The sequence below is a fragment of the Streptomyces sp. NPDC048718 genome, assembly GCF_043198875.1.
Lineage (GTDB): Bacteria > Actinomycetota > Actinomycetes > Streptomycetales > Streptomycetaceae > Streptomyces.
On the sequence record NZ_JBICVG010000020.1, the window covers coordinates 21,591 to 41,481 of the forward strand.

Genomic DNA, 19,891 nt, shown 5'->3' on the forward strand with positions numbered 1-19,891 from the left:
GCAGACTTGGCCAGGAAATTCCGGGATCAGCGCCGCCACGCGCGCGTAGGGGGAAGCTACAGATGAGCCAGGACGGCGCACAGGGCCGCTATGCGGGCGGTTCGGTCGCGGGTGGCCGCTATCAGCTGCGCGACCTGCTCGGCGAAGGCGGCATGGCGTCGGTGTACCTGGCGTACGACAGCGCCCTCGACCGCCAGGTCGCGATCAAGACCCTGCACACCGAACTCGGCCGCGAGCAGTCCTTCCGCGAACGTTTCCGCCGTGAGGCGCAGGCCGTCGCCAAGCTGTCGCACACCAACATCGTCTCGGTCTTCGACACCGGCGAGGACACCCTCGACGGCGCCGTCATGCCGTACATCGTCATGGAGTACGTGGAGGGGCAGCCGCTCGGCTCGGTGCTCGCCGCGGACGTCCAGCGGTACGGCGCGATGCCGGCGGACAAGGCCCTCCAGGTGACCGCCGACGTGCTCGCGGCCCTCGACGTCAGCCACGAGATGGGCCTGGTGCACCGGGACATCAAGCCGGGCAACGTGATGACGACCAAGCGCGGTGTCGTCAAGGTCATGGACTTCGGCATCGCCCGCGCCATGCAGTCCGGCGTCACCTCGATGACCCAGACCGGCATGGTGGTCGGCACCCCGCAGTACCTCTCCCCCGAGCAGGCCCTGGGCCGGGCCGTGGACGCCCGCTCCGACCTCTACTCGGTCGGCATCATGCTGTTCCAGCTACTGACCGGCCGGCTGCCGTTCGACGCCGACTCGCCGCTCGCCATCGCCTACGCGCACGTGCAGGAGGAGCCGGTACCGCCCTCCTCCGTCAACCGCTCAGTGACCCCGGCGATGGACGCGCTGGTGGCCCGCGCCCTGAAGAAGAACCCGAACGAGCGCTTCCCCAGCGCCACCGCCATGCGTGACGAGTGCCTGCGAGTGCTCGGCGCCGGGCAGACCGGCGCGCCCGTGATCGTCGCGGGCGGCCCGGTCAGCAGTGGCGCGGGCGTCGGTTCGGCGGTCTTCCCGCCGATCGGCCAGACCCCGCCGCCGGCCACGCACGGAGTGCAGGCGCCGTACGCGCCGCATATGCCGCACACCCCGCAGCCCGGCCCTTACGGGGCGCAGACCCCGGCGCCCGGCCCCACGCCGTACGGCTACCCGCAGCCCGGCCCGGCTCAGGCCCCCGCCTACCGGACCCCGGCGCCCGCGCCCGTCTACCAGGCGCCGCCGCCGGCCCCCGCGCCCGCGCCGTACGGCATGGGGCAGAACCCCGGCCCGACGGGCGGCGGGCGGAACGGGACGAACAAGATCGCGCTCGGGGTGATCGCCCTGCTGGTCGTCGCCGGTGTGATCACGGGCATCACGCTCCTGAAGAACAAGGACACCACGGACCCCGCGGCCGCCGACCCGAGCCGGACCACCGGCACCGCGCCCGGTCACCGGGGCCCGGACCTCACCAAGACCATCAGCACCCAGAAGTGCACCGATCCGAGCGAGTCGGGCTCGGACCCGGACAAGATCGTGGTGCCGGACTTCACCTACAAGAACATCCAGTCGGTGAAGGACTGCCTCCAGGCCGCCGGGTGGAAGGTCAAGGCCGAGACCTCGTACGACGAGAACACCTACGGGCAGGGCACGGTCATCACGCAGTACCCGCGCCAGGGCACGGAGATCTCGGAGGACGACGCGTCGTTCACTCTTGAGGTGTCCACCGGCAACCCCGCGCAGTAGCGGTAGCGGCCGTACCGGCGGGGCGGGGCCCCGGTCGGACCCGTCCCGGATGCCCGGTTTCTCCCGTCATGTGACGCTGAGTCCACCGACTCGGCGACACCGGACGGGAGAAGGTCCTCCGTGCCTCCAGGAGCACCACACCCTCGCGCGCGCGGCCTCGCGCCCGTCCTCGCCCACTGCCTGGCGACGAGCACGGCGCGGATCGCGGTGGCGGGGGTCCTGGCAACGGCGGCATATGCCGGACCGGCCGGCGCGACCGGCGCGATCACGGCCCCCTGGAGGGCCGCCCCGGCGGCCTCGGTGACGCATATGCCAGACCTGCCGAACCGCAGCGACGACGACGGAGCCGGTGACGGCGCGAGCGGTACGGACCGCACGAGTACACGTACGAGTACGAGTGCCGCAGACCCCGTGGATACGGACCGGGCGGACGCCACGGGCCCGGGAAGCACCGCCCCGGCACCCGCCGCCGGACCGCCCGCGCACCCCTCCTCCGCCCCGGCCGCCGCGCCCGCCGCCACTCCGGAGGAGCCCGAGGAACCCCCCGACCCGGCCGAGCCGCCCGGCGAAGGAGAGTTCCCGGACGCGACCGTCCCCTCCGACGCGCCCGCGCCCAGCCGGACCCCGGCCCTGGCCGGGACCCCGGCGGGCGAGGGCCGCCCGCGCCCCGGCCGGCCCGCCCCCGCACCGCCCGTCCCGGCTCCCTCCCCGGCCCCTGTTCGTACCGAAACGGCAACAGAACCCGGCCGGGATACGCCCGGGGAGAGGCCCGGAGAGGCTCCGGCGGACCGGCCCGGGGGTCTTGGGGAGGACACGGAAGTGGCACCCGAGAGGGACGCACCCGTAGCCGTTCCCCCGCGCACGTCCCCGCCGGGCGCCGCCTCGCGCACCCGCCCGGAAGCCGCTCCAGGCCTCGTCGAACGCCGGATCCCCGTGCTCACCCTGGGCATCGGGCTCGCCCTCGTCGGACTCGGCATCGGCTTCTTCGGACTGCGGATGCGGCGTCGTTGAGCAGGCCCCCGGCCGGCTCGTCTCCGCCCGGGTCCGTCGCAAGGAGGACCCCGGTGATCCGCCCTGAGTGCACTTGGCAATGCCGACATACTCGGTATACATACTGAGTATGTCGATCCGCCACGGGCTCCTCGCCCTCCTCGAACACGGGCCCCGCTACGGCTCCCAGCTCCGTACGGAGTTCGAGTCACGCACCGGTTCCACCTGGCCGCTCAACGTGGGCCAGGTCTACACGACCCTCAACCGCCTGGAACGGGACGGCATGGTCGCGCAGGACGGGGAGGACGAGGGCGGTCACGCGCTCTACGCGATCACCGACGCGGGGCGCGGCGAACTGCTCACCTGGTTCGAGAAGCCCGTGGACCGGACCAGCCCGGCCCGTGACGAGCTGTCCATCAAGCTCGCCATGGCGGTCGGGATGCCGGGGGTCGACATCCGTGACGTCATCCAGTCCCAGCGCCGGCACACCGTGAAGGCCATGCAGGACTACACCCGGCTCAAGGCGCGGGCGATCACCGCCGTCGAGGAGAACGGGCCCGGGGCCCGCGACGACGTCGCCTGGCTGCTCGTCCTGGAGCAGCTGATCTTCCAGACCGAGGCCGAGACGCGCTGGCTCGACCACTGCGAGGCCCGCCTCATCCGACTCTCGGCGGCCCAGGCCGCCGAACCGCCCGCGACACCCCCGGAGCCCGTGTCCCGGCCCAGGATCGGGACCGGATCCGCCCGGCGGCGCTGAGCCCCGCCCACACCCGCACGACCGCGCCACCGGTACGCATCACCGTTGCGCATCACCGGTGCGAGCGAGCGTCCGCGCGGCGCGCGGCCCGGCGCCCAGCGCGCCGCACCGCGCCCGTACGCCACCCGTACGCCGCCTGCACTCCATGAACACCGCGCGACCGCGCCACCGCACGACCCGCGTGACCGCGCCACCCGACCCAGCCAGAACGTACGCCCGGCACCGCCGGCGGCCGCGCACCGCGCGGCCGTCCCGCGGGCGTACCCCGAGGGGGAACTCCCATGTCCGTACCCCAGCGGCACGAGCCCGTGCTGCGCCTTCAGAACCTGACCCGTGTCCACGGCACGGGCGCCACCGAGGTGCACGCCCTGCGCGGTGTCGACCTCGACGTCCACCCCGGCGAACTCGTCGCCGTCATGGGCCCGTCCGGCTCCGGCAAGTCCACCCTGCTGACCATCGCGGGCGGCCTGGACAAGCCCACCTCCGGCCAGGTGATCGTCGAAGGCACCGACATCACCGCCGCCGGCCCCAAGCAGCTCGCCGCGCTGCGCCGCCGCAGCATCGGCTACGTCTTCCAGGACTACAACCTCATACCGGCGCTCACCGCCGCCGAGAACGTCGCGCTGCCCCTCGAACTGGACGGCGTCTCCGCCCGCAAGGCCCGCGGCCAAGCCCTCGCCGCGCTCGGCGAGATGAGCCTCGGCCACCTCGCCGACCGCTTCCCCGACGAGATGTCCGGCGGCCAGCAGCAGCGGATCGCCATCGCCCGCGCCCTGGTCGGCGACCGCCGGCTCGTCCTCTCCGACGAGCCCACCGGCGCGCTCGACTCCGAGACCGGCGAGTCCGTGCTCGCCCTGCTGCGCTCCCGCTGCGACGCGGGCGCCGCCGGCATCCTGGTGACCCACGAGCCGCGGTTCGCCGCCTGGGCCGACCGGGTCGTCTTCCTCCGGGACGGTTCCGTCGTCGACCAGACCGTACGCAGCGAGGCCGACTCGCTCCTGGCAGGCGGGACGACGCACCCGTGAGGAACTGGTTCCACTCCTGGCGGGCCGCGATCCGGATCGCCCGCCGCGACGCCTGGCGCTCCAAGGGCCGCAGCCTGCTCGTCCTGTCGATGATCGCGCTGCCGATCCTCGGCGTGAGCGCCTTCGATCTGACCTACCGCAGCTCCGAACTCGCCCCCGCGCAACAACTCCAGCGCGACATCGGCGCCGCCGACGCCCGCTTCAAGGACGCGCAGGTCGAAGGCCAGCCGATCCTCCAGGACCCGCAGGGCGATCAGAGCGACACCGTCGAGGACTTCTCCAAGGGCGACAAGCCCTGGCCCAACGGCCCGACGGACGTCAAGAAGGTCCTGCCGGCCGGAGCCACGATCCTCACCGACGCCTCCGGCTCGGCCAAGCTGACCACCGCGTACGGGCTGCTCACCACCGAGGTCCGGGAGCTGAAGGCCGCCGACCCCGTCGCCGAGGGCATCATGCGGCTGCGTGAGGGCCGCTTCCCCGAGAAGTCCGGCGAGGTCGCCGCGACCACCCGGTTCCTGGAGGACAGCGGGCTCGTCGTCGGCTCCACGCTCAGCGCGCGCGGCTTCGACCGCGAGTACCGGATCACCGGCGCGTACGAACTGCCCAGCGAACTCAAGACGCAGCAGATCAACGCCCTGCCCGGCGACTTCCTCTCGCCCTACGGCAAGGCCGTCGAGAAGTCCGGCCTCTCCGCGCCCGGTTACTCCACCACGTATCTGGTGAAGCAGGCCGGTGGTTTCACGTGGAACATGGTCCAGCAGATCAACACCAAGGGCGTGAAGGTCACCTCGCGTCTGGTGGTCCTGAACCCGCCGCCGAGGTCCGAGATCCCGCTGTACGAGCGCGGCGGCTACGGCGACTACGCCCAGAGTGCCGCCGCCCAGGCCGGTGCGATGGTGCCCGTCGTCACCATCGTCGGTCTGGCGATGCTGGAGATCTGTCTGCTCGCCGGCCCCGCGTTCGCGGTCGGCGCCCGCCGCTCCCGCCGCCAGCTCGGCCTGGTCGGCGCCAACGGCGGTGCCCGCAGTCACATCCGGGCCATCGTGCTGAGCGGCGGTCTCGTCATCGGCGTCGCCGCGGCGCTCGCCGGCACGGTCCTCGCCCTCATCCTGACCTTCGCGCTCCAGCCGCTCCTGGAGACGTACATGGGGCAGCGGTTCGGCAGCTTCACGGTCCGGCCGCTCGAACTGCTCGGGATCGCCGCGCTCGCCGTCCTGACCGGTCTGCTCTCCGCGATCGTGCCCGCCGTCACCGCCTCCCGGCAGACGGTCCTCGCCTCCCTCACCGGCCGCCGCGGCGTGCGGCGCGCCAGCCGCGTCCTGCCCCTGATCGGCCTCGGCGCCCTGCTGCTCGGCGGCGCGCTCGCCCTGTACGGCTCGCTCGCCACCGACCAGGTCGTCGTCGTCGCGGGCGGCTCGGCCATCGCCGAGCTGGGTGTCGTCGCGATGACGCCCGCCCTGGTCGGCCTCTTCGGCCGCACCGGACGCTGGCTGCCGCTCTCGCCGCGCCTCGCGCTGCGCGATGCCGTGCGCAACCGGGGCCGTACGGCACCCGCCGTGGCCGCCGTGCTGGCCGCCGTCGCGGGCACCGTCGCCGTCTCCACGTACGCGACGAGCGTGGAAGCCCAGAACGAGGCCGAGTACCAGCCGGACCTGCCGAACGGAGCCGTCTCCACCTTCGTCATGGAGGAGGGCGGCCGGGACGCCGCCACCGCCGTGGAGGCCGTGGAACGCACCCTGCCCGTCGATGTCCGCGCCGATGTGCGGCGGCTCGTCGTCGGCCGGCCGGGCTGCTCCCCCTGGGGCGACGAGAAGGGCTGCGGCTCGTACGAGATTCTGGTCCCGCCCGCCAACCAGTGCCCGCTGTGGCGCGCGGCCCAGGACGGATCCGACCCTGGCGACAAGTTCACCACCGAGCAGCGGCGCGCCCTCGCCAAGGACTGGCGCTGCGACACGGGCAACCGGGGCGGTAGCGTCCCCACGCAGGACGGGCTGCTCGTCGCCGACGCCCCGCTGCTGAAGGTGCTCGGAATCGACGACCCCGGGGCCGCCCGGGCGCTGGCCGAGGGGAAGTTCGTCGGCTTCGACCGGACCCAGGTCGTGGGGAACAGCAAGGACCCCAAGGAGGCGAAGGAGACGAAGGACGCCGCCCTGAAGGCCGGCGCCCGTCCGGGCACCAAGGCCGGTGAGCCGGGCACGGTCAGCATCAAGCTGATTCCCGACAACAAGGCCGCCATCCGCGCCGCCGAGATGAGGAAGGACCTGCCGGGCGAGGTGAAGACCTTCACCGCCTACGAGGTCCCCGGCTCACCGAAGTCCTACGGCATCGAGGGAGTGATCAGCCCGGCCACGGCCAAGGCCGCCGGGATGACCACCGCCCCGCTGGGCGCCTACTTCACCACCGACCGGCTGCCCAGCGCTGAGCAGCAGCAGAAGCTCGACGCCGAACTGGCCAAGCTCGGCGGCTCGATCGACCTCACCCTGGAGCGCGGCTTCGTCAGCTCGTACAGCCTCGTGCTGCTCGCGCTGACCCTCTTCGCCGGCCTGGTCACCATCGGTGCGGCCGGTATCGCGACCGGCCTCGCCCAGGCCGACGCGGAGGCCGACCTGAAGACGCTCGCCGCCGTCGGCGCCCCGCCGAGGGTCCGCCGCACGCTGAGCGGATTCCAGTGCGGTGTCGTCGCCGCGATGGGTGTGGTGCTCGGCTCGGTCGCCGGTGTGCTGCCCGCGATCGGCCTGCGGCTCACCGACGAACGCCAGCAGACGGCGTTCTACAACAAGGCACTCGACGAGGGCTGGGGGATGGTCTCCGACAACCCGCCCGATCTGATGATCGTCATCCCGTGGGGGACCCTGGGCGCGCTCCTGGTGCTCGTGCCGCTCGGCGCGGCCCTGCTCGCGGCCCTGGTGACCCGCTCGCGCGGCGCGCTGGCCCGCCGCGCCGCGCACTAGGGGGCTGTCCGGACAGGCGGGACGTACGGGGGCGTACGAGGCGTACGCCCGCGTCCGTACGGGGGCGTACGCGTCCGGATGCCGTGCCCCGGAAGGAGGGTGGATCACTCTCCTCCCGGGGCACACCGTGTGGTGACGCATGGGTGCGAGAGAATGGGCGGCATGGAGATGCCGAGGAATGACAGGTCGCAGGAGAGCCCCCCGGTCCTCGTCGTGGGCCAGGACGGGATGGCACTCGGCGGCACGCCAGGTGACGACGAATCCCGTGAGGTGCCGGTGACGGACATGGTCGAGCAGCCCGCGAAGGTCATGCGCATCGGCAGCATGATCAAGCAGCTGCTGGAAGAGGTCAGGGCGGCACCTCTCGACGAGGCCAGCCGCGTCCGGCTCAAGGAGATCCACGCCAGCTCGGTCAAGGAGCTGGAGGACGGCCTCGCCCCGGAGCTGGTGGAGGAGCTGGAGCGGCTCTCGCTGCCGTTCACCGACGACGGCATTCCGTCCGACGCCGAGCTGCGGATCGCCCAGGCCCAGCTGGTGGGCTGGCTCGAAGGGCTGTTCCACGGCATCCAGACGGCGCTGTTCGCCCAGCAGATGGCGGCCCGCGCCCAGCTGGAGCAGATGCGCCGGGCGCTGCCGCCGGGCGCGCCGCACGACGACGAGGGCCCCGGCGGCCCGAAGCACGGCCGGGCGGTCGGCTCCGGCCCGTATCTGTAGGACTCGCCTGTCCGGCTTGCGGCCGGGCTCATGTACGTACGGAAGGGGCCCGGCCCCGCGGTCCGATCACCGCGGGGCCGGGCCCCTTTCCGCTGTGCGGGGCGGGCCTGATTCCGCTCAGGCCCCCGGGTCCGCTCAGTCCCCGGCGGGGGCCAGCAGCAGCACCTTGCCGACGTGGGCGCTCGACTCGACGGCCCGGTGGCCCTCCGCCACGTCCGCCATCGGAAGCGCGCGGTCCACGACGGGGGTGACCGTGCCCGCCTCGACCAGCGGCCAGACATGCTCGCGGACGGCGGCGACGACGGCCGCCTTCTCCTCCAGCGGGCGGGCCCGCAGCGTGGTCGCCAGGACGGCGGCGCGCTTGGCCATCAGCGCGCCCAGGTTCAACTCGCCCTTGACGCCGCCCTGGAGGCCGATGACGACCAGCCGGCCGTTGACGGCGAGCGCCTTGACGTTCCGGTCCAGGTACTTGGCACCGACGATGTCCAGGATGACGTCCGCGCCCGCCCCGTCCGTCGCCTTGCGCAGCTCCTCGACGAAGTCCTGTTCGCGGTAGTCGACGAGGATGTCGGCGCCCAGTTCGGCGCAGCGGGCGAGCTTCTCCGGGCTGCCGGCGGTGACCGCCACCCGGGCGCCGATCGCCTTGGCCAGCTGGATCGCCATGGTGCCGATGCCGCTCGAACCGCCGTGCACGAGCAGTGTCTCACCCGGCCGCAGATGGGCCAGCATGAAGATGTTCGACCAGACCGTGCAGGCCACCTCGGGCAGCGCGGCGGCCGTCACCAGGTCGACGTTGGCCGGTCGGGGCAGCAGCTGGCCGACGGGGACGGCGACCTTCGTGGCGTACCCGCCGCCGACGAGCAGCGCGCACACCTCGTCGCCGACGGACCACCCCGACACACCGGGGCCGAGCGCGGCGATCCGGCCGGAACACTCCAGGCCGGGATACGGGGAGCTGCCCGGCGGCGGATCGTAGAAGCCCTGGCGCTGGAGCACATCGGCTCGGTTGACGGCGCTCGCCACCACCTCGACGAGCACCTCGCCCTCGGCGGGTACGGGGTCGGGCACCTCGGCCCAGACCAGCGCTTCGGGCCCGCCGGGTTCGGGAATCGTGATCGCATGCATGGCGGCGAGGCTACTCCCGGGACCGGGCCGGAGCGTCCCGGCCCGGCACGGTCACCAGCCCCTGTGTGCCCTGGCCCCGAGTGCCCGGCCCGGCCCGGCCCGGCCTTGCCGGGTTCGGCCGGGTCCGGTCTGTCCTCGCCGGGCCCGTCAGTCCTTGTCGGGCGTGGTGAGCGGGGTGACGGGTGCGGCGCGCACGATCGTGATGACCCGGTCGGTCAGCTGGAGCGGGCTGGCGGCGGGGTCGTCGTAGCCGAGCAGCCGGTGGCCGCGCAGCACGCTCACCACCAGATCCTTGGTCTCCCGCACGCTCTTGCCCGCCTCCGCCTTGGTCACCGGCCGCTCGACGAGGTCGAGGCCGGAGCCCTGCTGGATGAGGTCCTCCATCACCGTGCCCGCGCTGGGGCTGAGGACGGAGAGGCCGAGGAGCCGGCCGGCGGCGCTGGCGCTGGTGATCACGGCGTCGGCCCCGGACTGGCGCAGCAGCGGGGCGTTCTCCTCCTCGCGGACCGCGGCGACGATCTTCGCGCCCCGGTTGAGCTGGCGGGCGGTCAGGGTGACCAGCACGGCGGTGTCGTCGCGCTGGGTGGCGATGACGATCTGACGGGCCTTTTGCACCTCGGCCCGGAGCAGGACGTCGCTGCGGGTCGCGTCGCCGATCACGCCGACGAACCCGTCCGCGTTCGCCGCCTCGATGACCTTGCTGGACGGGTCGACGATGACGATGTGGTCCTTGCGCAGCCCGGTCGCGCACAGCGTCTGGATCGCCGAGCGCCCCTTGGTCCCGAAGCCGACGATGACGGTGTGGTCACGCAAGGTGGCCCTCCAGCGGTGGAGCCGGAACTCCTCCCGGGTCCGTTCCGTGAGGACCTCGAGAGTGGTGCCGACCAGGATGATCAGGAACAGCACGCGCAGCGGCGTGATCAGCAGGATGTTCACGAGCCGCGCCGAGTCGCTGTACGGGACGATGTCGCCGTAGCCCGTGGTGGAGAGGGTGACGGTCGCGTAGTAGGCGGCGTCGAGGAAGTCGACCGTCTCGTCGGCGTTGTCGTGGTACCCGACACGGTCGAAATAGACCAGGAAGATGGTCACGACGAGCACGCCGAGCGCCATCATCAGGCGCTTGGCGACCTGGCGCAGGGGCCGCTCGACCTCCCGGCGGGGCAGCTTGATGCGCGGACCCGCGATCTTCTCGTCCGCCTGCCGGGCCATGACGTCACGGCTGGGCAGTTTCACGTGAAACACACTCCTTGGCCCGCGGTCGGGGCCGTCCAGGGAAGGTCGAGAACATCGAGGGGCTGTCCGGGCCGCGCCCCGCCGGGCGGGACCACGGCCATGGCGTCGGCGGCGGCGACACCGCGGAGCATCGCGGGCCCGCTGTAGCGCAGCGGGACGGCCTCGCCGTCGCGGACGAGGACGGGGACCAGCCGGGTGTCGTGCGGATGGCCCTGGATCCCGTCGCGTACGGGGACGCGGCAGGACACCGTATCCGGGTCCGAGGCCGGGGTCGGGTTCGGGGCCGGGTTCGGGTACGAGTACGGGTCCCGCGTCGCGGTGGGAATCGATGCCGGGGCCGCGGCTGATGCCGGGCCCGGGCGCCCGGCGAGGGCGCTCAGCAGCGGCGCGGCGAGCGTGAGCAGCCCGGAGACGGCGGCGAGCGGGTTGCCGGGCAGGCCGACGAGATACCGGGAGCCCGGGTCGCCGAGCGCGGCCAGCAGCATCGGGTGGCCGGGGCGGACCCGTACCCCGTCGACGAGCAGGGTGGCACCGGCCTTCGCCAGGACCGGGTGGACATGGTCGACGGGACCGGACGCCGTGCCGCCGGTGGTGACGACCACGTCGGCGGCGGAGCCGGTGACCGCCTCGTAAAGCTCCTCGGCGTCGTCGCCGATCCGGCGGATGCCGAGGACGTCGGCGCCGAGCGCCCGCAGCCAGGGGCCGAGCAGCGGGCCGAGGGCGTCGCGGATCAGACCGTCGTGGGGGAGCCCGGAGGCCAGCAGCTCGTCGCCGAGGACCAGAACCTCCACGCGGGGGCGCGGGTACGTGGTCAGTTCGTCGTAGCCGGCCGCGGCGGCGAGCCCGAGGACCGCGGGGGTCACCGCGGTCCCGGCGGGCATCAGCCGGTCGCCGGCCCGGCACTCCTGGCCTCGGGGACGGATGTCCTGGCCCTGGCCGACCTCGCGCCGGGCGTGCAGCTGACCGGTGGCGTCGGTACGCGAGTGCTCGGCGCGGACGACGGCGGTCGCCCCGGCCGGTACCCGGGCGCCGGTAGCGATCCGGACGGCGTGGCCGTCGGCGAGTTCGGCGGTGGGGGCGTGCCCGGCGAGCACCGAGCCTTCGGGGAGGGCGCGCCAGGGGCCGGGCCCGGCGACCGCCCAGCCGTCCATGGCCGAGGTGTCGAAGGAGGGCAGATCGGTGAGTGCGCGCAGCGGCTCGGCCAGGACCCGGCCGAGTGCCTGTCCGAGCGGCACCGGGGCGGGGCGGCGGGTCCGGGCGGCGGCGGCCCCGGCCCGCGCGGCGGCGGACCGGGCCTCGGGCCACGCGACACCGTGCCGGTGGGCCGGCGGCGCCTGCGGGTCCGGGGCCTGGGCACCCGGCGCGGAATCCGGGCGGGGCGTACGGGGCGCCCGGGTCGCGCGCGGGCGGCCGACGAGTGCGAGCGCCTCGTCCATGCCGTCGTCGGACCCGCGTTCTTCGCCGGTCATCCGGCGTCGTCCTGTTCGGCGGCCCAGCGCTGGGCGAGCGCGGCGGCCTTGCGGGCGGCCTCCGCGACGGCGTCCGGGCCGCCCTCGGCCCGTGCCGCCGCGTAGCCGACCAGGAACGTGGTCAGCGGCGCCGCGGGCCGCGCGACCCCGTGCGCGGCGTCCCGGGCGAGGTCGAGCAGCACGGTCGTGTCGACGTCCAGGTCGATGCCCAGTTCGTCCTTGACTGCGGTGATCCATTCGTTCAGCACGTGCCCATGCTCCCTGATGCGTGCGCGGGCCGCCGCGACGTCCCCCCAGGTGTCGCAGTCGAAGGACGCGTCGAGCGGACCGGAGTCCCCCGGAGCGGCCGGAACGGGTGCCGTCGGCGGCACGGGTACGACGTTCAGGGCGCCGGTCACCCGGCGCAGCGCGAGACCGTCCAGGGTGCCGCCGTGTTCGGCGGCGGCCCGGTCGAGGGCCCGGCGCAGCGCTCCGGCCCGGTACGCCGCGACCAGCGGCTGGTGGCGCCCGCCGGCGTCCACCGCGCAGACCCCGTCGGCCTCCGGTGCCGTCTCCAGCGCGGCGACGAGCCGGCGTGCCCCGGCCGCGTCGAAGAACGGCAGATCGGCGGAGAGGACGAGCACGACGGACGCGGGGTCGGCGGGCGCGGGGCCGGGGGCGGACGCGGGGTCGGCGAAACCGCCCGAGGAAGCGGGAGGAGCGGGAGGAGCGGGAGGAGCGGAAAGGTCGGCGAGCCGGCGCAGGCCGGCGCCCAGCGCGGCGACGGGTCCGCCGCCGGGCGGCTCCTCCCGGGCCCAGTCGACGGGGCGGGAGGTGGCGCGGGGCGCGGCGACGACCACGGTGCGCCGGGCGTCGCGGCAGCCCGCGAGGACCCGGTCGAGCAGCGGCCGTCCCCCGACCCGGACCCCTGGCTTGTCGGCCCCGCCGAGCCGCCGGGCGGAGCCGCCGGCCAGCACGACGGCGTCAAATGCGCTCGTCATGCCAGCAGTATGCGCGCCGCGCCGGACGGTCCGGGGCCCGGCATGGGAGAGGGCCCCGGACAAGGCCGCCGGGTACCGGCCCGGGCCCCGTGCCCAGGCCGGTGTGGAATCCCGGCGGAGTCTTCCGTACGGTCGGCGCGGCCGTACGGTCAGGAGATCCGTACGGTCGGGGAATCCGTACGGTCAGAGGGTGCGCAGCAGCACCGCCGGGTTCTCCACGCAGTCCGCGACATAGCGGAGGAAGCCGCCGGCCGTGCCGCCGTCGCAGACCCGGTGGTCGAAGGTGAGCGAGAGCTGCACCACCTGGCGTATCGCCAGCTCGCCCTCGTGCACCCACGGCTTGGGGACGATCCGGCCGACACCGAGCATGGCCGCCTCGGGGTGATTGATGATCGGCGTGGAGCCGTCGACCCCGAACACCCCGTAGTTGTTGAGCGTGAACGTGCCGCCGGTCAGGTCCGCGGGGGTCAGCGCCCCCTGCCGGGCCGCCTCGGTCAGCCGGGCGAACTCGGCGGACAGCGACTCGGCCGTCCGCCCGCCCGCGTCCTTGACGACGGGCACGACCAGGCCGCGCTCGGTCTGGGCCGCGAAGCCGAGGTGTACGGACGGCAGCCGGACGATCTCCCGCGCGGCCGTGTCGACGGTGGAGTTGAGCTCGGGGAACCGGCCGAGGGCATGGACGCAGATCCGGGCGAGCAGCGCGAGGACGGAGATCTTCGGTCCGCCCGCCGCGTTCATCCCCGCACGCGCCGTCATGAGCCCGGTCGCGTCGGCGTCCACCCAGCAGGTCGCGTCCGGGATCTCGGTCCGGCTGCGCGACAGCTTGTCGGCGACGGCGCCACGCACCCCGCGCAGCGGGATCCGCTCCCCGGCGACGGCCGGGGCGGCCGGAACGGGGGCCGGTGCGGCGACGGCCGGGGCGGGCCGCTCCCGTACGGTGAGCGCCGTCTCCACGTCGGCCCGCAGGATCAGGCCCTCGGGGCCGGAACCGCGCACCTCGCGCAGGTCGAGCCCGCGATCCCGGGCGAGCTTGCGCACCAGCGGAGAGATGACGGCCACCGGTCCGCGCGGCGCCGCCGGAGCGGCGGGCGCGGGTACGGCGGCGGCTGCGGCTGCGGCTGCGGGCGCGGCCGGCGTCGCGGCGGCCGGGTTCTCGCGGCGGACCCGGCGGCGCCGGGCCGCGGGCTTGGTGGTGCCGTAGCCGACGAGCACATTGCCCGAGTACTCGGAGGAGACGGCGTCCGCGGCGTCCGCCGCGGCCCCGGTCCCCTGCGCCGCCGGTGCCGGGGCCGGTGCCGCCGCGGGCTTTGGGGCACCGTCGACGGCGACGGTCAGCAGCGGGGCGCCGACCGGCAGCTCGGTGCCCTCCTCGCCGAAGCGGGCCGTGACCACCCCTCCGTACGGACAGGGCACCTCCACCATCGCCTTGGCCGTCTCGACCTCCACGACCGGCTGATCGATGGCGACGACATCGCCGACGTCGACCAGCCAGCGCACGATCTCGGCCTCGGTGAGCCCCTCGCCGAGGTCGGGCAGCTTGAACTCCAGGACCTGCGCCATCAGCTCCCCGCCTCCCACTGGAGCCGCGCGACCGCGTCCAGGACCCGGTCCACGCCCGGCAGGTGGTGCCGCTCCAGCATCGGCGGCGGATACGGGATGTCGAAGCCGGCGACCCGCAGCACCGGAGCCTCCAGGTGGTGGAAGCAGCGCTCGGTGATCCGGGCGGCGATCTCGGCGCCCGGACCGGCGAAGCCGGTCGACTCGTGCACGACGACGGCCCGGCCGGTGCGCCGCACGGACGCGCAGACGGTCTCCTCGTCGAAGGGCACGAGCGAGCGCAGGTCGACGACCTCCAGGTCCCAGCCCTCGGCCCGGGCCGCCTCGGCGGCCTCCAGGCACACCGGCAGGGACGGGCCGTAGGTGACGAGGGTGGCGCTGGTGCCCGGGCGGCGCACCACGGCCTTGCCGATCGGCTCGACGGCGGCGGGCGCCTCGGGCGACCAGTCGGACTTCGACCAGTAGAGCCGCTTGGGCTCCAGGAAGACCACCGGGTCGTCGGAGGCGATGGCGGCGCGCAGCAGCCCGTACGCGTCCTCGACGGTCGCCGGAGTGACGACGTGCAGGCCCGGGGTGGCCATGTAGTAGATCTCGGAGGAGTCGCTGTGGTGCTCGACGCCGCCGATCCCGCCGCCGTAGGGCACGCGGACGACGAGCGGCATCGGCATGGCGCCGCGGGTGCGGTTGCGCATCTTCGCGACATGGCTGACGAGCTGCTCGAACGCCGGGTAGGCGAACGCGTCGAACTGCATCTCCACTACCGGCCGCAGCCCGTACATGGCCATGCCGACGGCCGCGCCGAGAATGCCGGCCTCGGCCAGCGGCGTGTCGGTGCAGCGGTCCTCGCCGAACTCCTTCGCGAGTCCGTCGGTGACCCGGAAGACGCCACCGAGGGTGCCGACGTCCTCACCCATGACGTGGACGGTGGGGTCCTCGGCCATGGCATCGCGCATGGCCCGCTGGAGGGCCTGCGCCATGGTGGCCGGCTTGGCCGCGGTCTTCGCGGCCGGCCGTGCGGTCGTGTGCGTGGTCATCTACGCCTCGCTCTCGGCGTCGAGTTCCGCCCGCAGCTGCTCCGCCTGCTCGCGCAGCTGCGCGGTCTTCTCGGCGTACACGTGGGCGAAGAGGTCCATCGGGTCGAGCACGGGGTCGGCGTTCATGCGCTCGCGCAGCCGGGCCGCCATCTCCTCGGCGTCCTCGGCCGCCGCGCGCCGGCCGTCCTCGTCGAGGATTCCGCGCTCGGTCAGCTCGCGCTCCAGGATCACGATCGGGTCGTGCGCCCGCCAGGCCTCGACCTCGGCGTCACCGCGGTAGCGGGTGGCGTCGTCGGCGTTGGTGTGGGCGTCCATCCGGTAGGTGACGGCCTCGACGAGGGTGGGCCCGCCACCGCGCCGGGCGCGGTCGACGGCCTCGGTGAGCACCTGGTGGACGGCGATCGCGTCGTTGCCGTCGACGAGCCGGCCCGGCATCCCGTAACCGACCGCCTTGTGGGCGAGCGACGGGGCGGCGGTCTGCTTGGCGAGCGGAACGGAGATCGCGAAGCCGTTGTTCTGGACGAGGAAGACCACGGGGGCCTGCCAGACGGCGGCGAAGTTCAGCGCCTCGTGGAAGTCGCCCTCGCTGGTGCCGCCGTCGCCGACCATGGCGAGCGCGACGACGTCGTCGCCCTTCAGCCGAGCCGCGTGGGCGAGGCCCACGGCGTGCGGGAGCTGGGTGGCGAGCGGGGTGCTGAGCGGCGCTATGCGGTACTCGCGCGGGTCGTAGCCGGTGTGCCAGTCGCCGCGCAGCAGCGTCAGGGCCTGCACGGGGTCGAGGCCGCGGGCGACGGCGGCGAGCGTGTCGCGATACGAGGGGAAGAGCCAGTCCCGCTCCTCCAGGGCCAGCGCGGCGGCGACCTCGGAGGCCTCCTGGCCGGTGGTGGAGGGGTAGACGGCGAGCCGGCCCTGCTTGGTCAGGGCCGTGGCCTGCGCGTTGTAACGGCGGCCGCGGACCAGCTCGGCGTAGAGACGGAGCAGCAGCGCGGGGTCCGCGTCGGCCACCGCGTCCGTGCCGAGCACGCGCAGCGGCTCCGCGTCCGGCAGCAGCGGGGCGGGGTCGGTGCGGGGCTGCCAGGCCGGCGGCGGGGTGAGCCGGTAGTCACGGGCGGCACCGGGGGGCTCTTGGACTGTCGAACTGCGCCGTCGCAACGAGTCCACCTCCTCGTGGGAGCGGGCATAAGCCCGAGGGCGGGCGGCGCGCGATGTGGCGCGCCTCACCTACCGATTGTTCGGTCGTGGAGGCATTTTGGCTACAGGCACCTCCAGCCTGTGGACAAACGGTTCTCCACAGCCTGGGATAGGCGCAGGGCGTCCACAGGAGAGAGGCGGGGGGACATGGCGGATGAACAAATGGCCGATGCCGTGCGGGACGCGGATGACACACACCTGAACGCGGCCCCTGGCGCCGCCCTCCCGGCACCGGCCGACGGGGCGCCCGGCGCCGTCGCCGGGACACCGCCCGGTCCTGCCGTCATGGTCCCTCCGCAGGGCCCGGCCCGCCCGCTGGACTCCATCGACCGCGCGATCCTGCGGCTCCTCCAGGCCGACGGCCGCGCCTCGGTCCGCTCGGTCGCCGAGCGGGTGCACGTCTCGCGCGCCAACGCGTACGCGCGGATCAACCGGCTTCTCGACGACGGGGTGATCCGCGGCTTCGGCGCCCGCGTCAACCACGAGCGGGCCGGGCACGGCGCGTCCGCCTACATCACGCTCAAGATCGTCCAGAACTCGTGGCGGACCGTCCGCGAACAGCTCCAGGCCCTGCCGGGCGCCGCGCACATCGCCCTGGTCAGCGGCGATTTCGATGTCCTGCTGCTGGTGCACACCCCGGACAACCGGACCCTGCGCGAGCTGGTGCTCACCCGGCTCCAGTCCATGCCCGAGGTACTGTCCACCCGCACACTGCTGGTCTTCGAGGAGACCGATCTCGACCCTGGGCCCGCCCCCGGGGACTGAGCCCCACGGCCCCCACGGCCCCCGCGGCCCCCGCGGCCCCCGCGGCCCCTGCGGCCCCCCTGCGCGTACATACGCCGAAGCCCGCCCCGACCGGTTCGGATCGGGGCGGGCTTCGGCGTACAAGCGAGGGGGCCGGGGCCGGGCGGCGGGCTCAGAGGGTCGCGCGCAGCCCGTCGAAAGCCATCCGCGCGACAGTGTCCGCCAGCTGGTCCCGCTCCGCGGGGGAGTCGTGGTGCGGCCGGTACCACTCCACCAGCGAATTGATCATCCCGAAGAGCAGCCGGGTGGCGAGCCGGATGTCCACGTCCGCGCGCAGATCGCCGTCGGCGGCCGCCGCCTTCAGCAGCGCGGCCACCCGGTGGTCGAACTCGCGGCGCCGCTCCATCGCCCACCGCTCGGTCGTGGTGTTGCCGCGCACCCGCAGCAGCAGCGTCACGTAGGGCAGCTCGTCGATCAGCACCTCGACGGTCCGCCGGGTCACGTACTCGACCCGCTCGACGGCCCTGCCGCTGCCCGCGGCCGGCTCGTCGAGGATGGCGAACAGCCCGTCGAGCGCCCGGCTGACGGCCCGCCGCAGCAGTTCCTCCTTGCCGGCCACGTGGTGGTAGATCGACGACTTGGAGATGCCCGCCGCCTTGGACAGGTGCTCCATGGAGGTGCCGTCGTAGCCACGCTCGTTGAAAACCTGGACGGCGACCGAGAGCAGTGTCTCGGGGGTGTACGTGTCGCGTCGCGCGGTGGTCATCACAGCTCTCCCTCCTCGTCGTCCCGGCCCCGCCGCGCGAGCGCGAGCGACGGCGCGTAGCGCCCGTTCGGGCAGCGCTCGTGCAGCGACTTCAGCAGGTCGCGTACGCGTGCGTACCCGACGCGCTCCGCCCACTCCAGCGGGCCCGCCGGATAGTTGACGCCCAGCCGCATCGCCGTGTCCACGTCCTTCGCGGTGGCGACACCCCGGTCCACCGCGTCGGCGGCGAGGTCGGCGAGCATCGCGACCGTACGGGCCACGATCATGCCCGGCACGTCGCCGATCACGGATACCTTCTTGCCCAGCGCCTGGAAGAGTCCCACGGCCTCGGCGAAGACCTCGGGAGCCATCCCGGCGCGGGTCGACAGGACGATCCGGCTCGCCTCGGCGTAGTCGAGCGCCAGGTCGAAGTAGACGATGTCGTCCCTGCGGTACTCGAAGGACGTCTCGCCGTCGGCGAGGCCGAGCCTGGCCCCCGCGGGCAGGTCGACGTACCCGCCCCCGGAGGTGCGCCGGACCTCGATCCCGGCCTCCTCGAACAGCTCCACCAGCGGCTCGGCGGGCCCGAGCGACCCCCGTACGGTGACCCGCGCGGGCGCCTCGGCGGGCGGCGCGGTGTGCGGCTCGGGGCGCTTCGCGCCCTGCGCGTACGAGAACCAGCCGTGCCCCGTCTTGCGGCCGAGGCGGCCCGACTCGACGAGCCGCCGCTGGGCGAGCGAGGGGGTGAACTTGGGGTCCTGGAAGAAGGACTCCCACACCGAGCGGGTCACGGCCTCGTTGACGTCCTGGCCGATGAGGTCGGTCAGCTCGAAGGGGCCCATCCGGAAGCCGCCGGACTCGCGCAGCGCCGCGTCGATCGTGGCCGGGTCGGCGCCGCCCTCCTCGAAGACGCGCAGGGCCTCCGCGTAGAAGGGGCGGGCGATCCGGTTCACGATGAAGCCGGGGGTGTCCGCGCAGCGGACCGGCGTCTTGCCCCAGCTCCGCATCGCCTCGTACGCGCGCGTGGCGGTGGCCGGGTCGGTGGCGTGGCCACTGACGACCTCGACGAGCGGCAGCAGCGGGGCGGGGTTGAAGAAGTGCAGGCCGACGAACCGGCCGGGCCGGCGCAGTCCGCCCGCGATGGCGGTGACGGAGAGGGAGGAGGTGTTGGTGGCGAGCACCGTGTCCTCGCCGACGACCTTCTCCAGGTCCGCGAAGAGCCCCTGCTTGACGTCGAGCCGTTCGACGATCGCCTCGATCACCAGGGCGGCGTCCGCGAGACCGGCGAGTTCGGCGGCGGGGTGCAGCCGGGCGAGTGCCGCGTCGCGCTCCGCCGGGCCGAGCCGGCCCTTGGCGACCAGCCGGTCCAGCCGGCCGGCGACGGCCGTCACGGCCTCCTCCGCCCGACCGGGCGCGCTGTCGTACAGACGTACGAGATGACCTGCGGTCAGGGCGACCTGGGCGATGCCCTGCCCCATGGTGCCGGTGCCGACGACGGCGACCGTACTGCCTGGTGAGAGGCCCGGCTCGGCGCCGGGGCCCGCGCTCGGGCCGGTGTCCGGGGCAAGAGGTCCGGCTTCGTCGGCCGGCACCGCGTCGCTCCCCTGGACCGTCGTGTTGGCGCTCATAGGAGTGATCCTCCCCGATGGGTTTTC

At 74.0% G+C, this 19,891-nt stretch carries 16 protein-coding genes; 7 read left to right on the forward strand and 9 right to left on the reverse strand.

Going from position 1 to position 19,891, the window contains the following annotated elements; translation table 11 throughout:
- The first annotated feature begins 62 nt into the window (after positions 1 to 62).
- The 6 genes from ACGFRB_RS29660 to ACGFRB_RS29685 all read left to right on the forward strand — a co-directional run bounded on the left by ACGFRB_RS29660 (position 63) and on the right by ACGFRB_RS29685 (position 8,158).
- Positions 63 to 1,721 (forward strand): protein kinase, encoded by a 1,659-nt coding sequence (locus tag ACGFRB_RS29660; RefSeq protein WP_393247419.1) that lies wholly within the window; start codon positions 63 to 65, stop codon positions 1,719 to 1,721.
- An 819-nt stretch (positions 1,722 to 2,540) separates the two neighbouring features.
- Positions 2,541 to 2,732: a hypothetical protein gene (locus ACGFRB_RS29665; protein ID WP_393247421.1), complete on the forward strand. Its 192-nt coding sequence runs from the start codon at positions 2,541 to 2,543 to the stop codon at positions 2,730 to 2,732.
- A gap of 109 nt (positions 2,733 to 2,841) precedes the next feature.
- Complete coding sequence (locus ACGFRB_RS29670) at positions 2,842 to 3,468, forward strand: PadR family transcriptional regulator (protein WP_363003731.1); 627 nt, start codon at positions 2,842 to 2,844, stop codon at positions 3,466 to 3,468.
- Positions 3,469 to 3,749: 281 nt separating this feature from the next.
- Positions 3,750 to 4,493, forward strand: a complete 744-nt coding sequence (locus ACGFRB_RS29675; protein WP_393247423.1) for an ABC transporter ATP-binding protein — start codon at positions 3,750 to 3,752, stop codon at positions 4,491 to 4,493.
- Positions 4,490 to 7,444 (forward strand): ABC transporter permease, encoded by a 2,955-nt coding sequence (locus ACGFRB_RS29680; RefSeq protein WP_393247425.1) that lies wholly within the window; start codon positions 4,490 to 4,492, stop codon positions 7,442 to 7,444. The genes ACGFRB_RS29675 and ACGFRB_RS29680 overlap by 4 nt, the downstream gene beginning before the upstream one ends.
- A gap of 162 nt (positions 7,445 to 7,606) precedes the next feature.
- On the forward strand, positions 7,607 to 8,158 hold the full coding sequence (locus ACGFRB_RS29685) for a bacterial proteasome activator family protein (RefSeq protein ID WP_363003727.1): 552 nt from the start codon (positions 7,607 to 7,609) through the stop codon (positions 8,156 to 8,158).
- Between the two features lie 135 nt (positions 8,159 to 8,293).
- Here the strand turns inward: ACGFRB_RS29685 and ACGFRB_RS29690 are convergent, their stop codons facing one another.
- From ACGFRB_RS29690 to pdhA, 7 genes are all read right to left on the reverse strand, one after another.
- Positions 8,294 to 9,283, reverse strand: coding sequence for an NAD(P)H-quinone oxidoreductase (locus tag ACGFRB_RS29690; RefSeq protein ID WP_393247427.1), 990 nt, complete (start codon positions 9,281 to 9,283; stop codon positions 8,294 to 8,296).
- Positions 9,284 to 9,430: 147 nt separating this feature from the next.
- Positions 9,431 to 10,516 carry a potassium channel family protein gene (locus ACGFRB_RS29695; protein ID WP_393247429.1) on the reverse strand — a complete coding sequence of 362 codons (1,086 nt, stop codon included), beginning with the start codon at positions 10,514 to 10,516 and terminating at the stop codon, positions 9,431 to 9,433.
- A complete protein-coding gene (locus ACGFRB_RS29700) occupies positions 10,513 to 11,985 on the reverse strand; it encodes a molybdopterin molybdotransferase MoeA (RefSeq protein ID WP_393247431.1) in 1,473 nt (490 codons plus the stop codon). Before ACGFRB_RS29700 ends, ACGFRB_RS29695 begins: the two co-directional genes overlap by 4 nt.
- Positions 11,982 to 12,965 (reverse strand): DUF6457 domain-containing protein, encoded by a 984-nt coding sequence (locus ACGFRB_RS29705; RefSeq protein ID WP_393247433.1) that lies wholly within the window; start codon positions 12,963 to 12,965, stop codon positions 11,982 to 11,984. Before ACGFRB_RS29705 ends, ACGFRB_RS29700 begins: the two co-directional genes overlap by 4 nt.
- Before the next feature lie 183 nt (positions 12,966 to 13,148).
- A complete protein-coding gene (locus tag ACGFRB_RS29710; protein WP_393247435.1) occupies positions 13,149 to 14,525 on the reverse strand; it encodes a dihydrolipoamide acetyltransferase family protein in 1,377 nt (458 codons plus the stop codon).
- Positions 14,525 to 15,556: an alpha-ketoacid dehydrogenase subunit beta gene (locus ACGFRB_RS29715; RefSeq protein ID WP_393247437.1), complete on the reverse strand. Its 1,032-nt coding sequence runs from the start codon at positions 15,554 to 15,556 to the stop codon at positions 14,525 to 14,527. Before ACGFRB_RS29715 ends, ACGFRB_RS29710 begins: the two co-directional genes overlap by 1 nt.
- Entirely contained in the window at positions 15,557 to 16,717 is a 1,161-nt protein-coding gene (pdhA, locus tag ACGFRB_RS29720) for a pyruvate dehydrogenase (acetyl-transferring) E1 component subunit alpha (RefSeq protein WP_393247533.1), read from the reverse strand. It lies immediately after the preceding gene.
- A gap of 177 nt (positions 16,718 to 16,894) precedes the next feature.
- Between pdhA and ACGFRB_RS29725 the strand changes: the two genes are divergently transcribed.
- On the forward strand, positions 16,895 to 17,512 hold the full coding sequence (locus tag ACGFRB_RS29725; RefSeq protein ID WP_393247439.1) for an Lrp/AsnC family transcriptional regulator: 618 nt from the start codon (positions 16,895 to 16,897) through the stop codon (positions 17,510 to 17,512).
- A gap of 151 nt (positions 17,513 to 17,663) precedes the next feature.
- Here ACGFRB_RS29725 and ACGFRB_RS29730 read toward each other — a convergent pair whose 3' ends face one another.
- On the reverse strand, positions 17,664 to 18,257 hold the full coding sequence (locus ACGFRB_RS29730) for a TetR/AcrR family transcriptional regulator (RefSeq protein ID WP_363003712.1): 594 nt from the start codon (positions 18,255 to 18,257) through the stop codon (positions 17,664 to 17,666).
- The gene (locus ACGFRB_RS29735) at positions 18,257 to 19,864 is read right to left on the reverse strand and encodes a 3-hydroxyacyl-CoA dehydrogenase (protein ID WP_393247441.1); all 1,608 of its coding nucleotides are present in this window, start codon (positions 19,862 to 19,864) and stop codon (positions 18,257 to 18,259) included. The genes ACGFRB_RS29730 and ACGFRB_RS29735 overlap by 1 nt, the downstream gene beginning before the upstream one ends.
- Positions 19,865 to 19,891 lie beyond the last annotated feature (27 nt).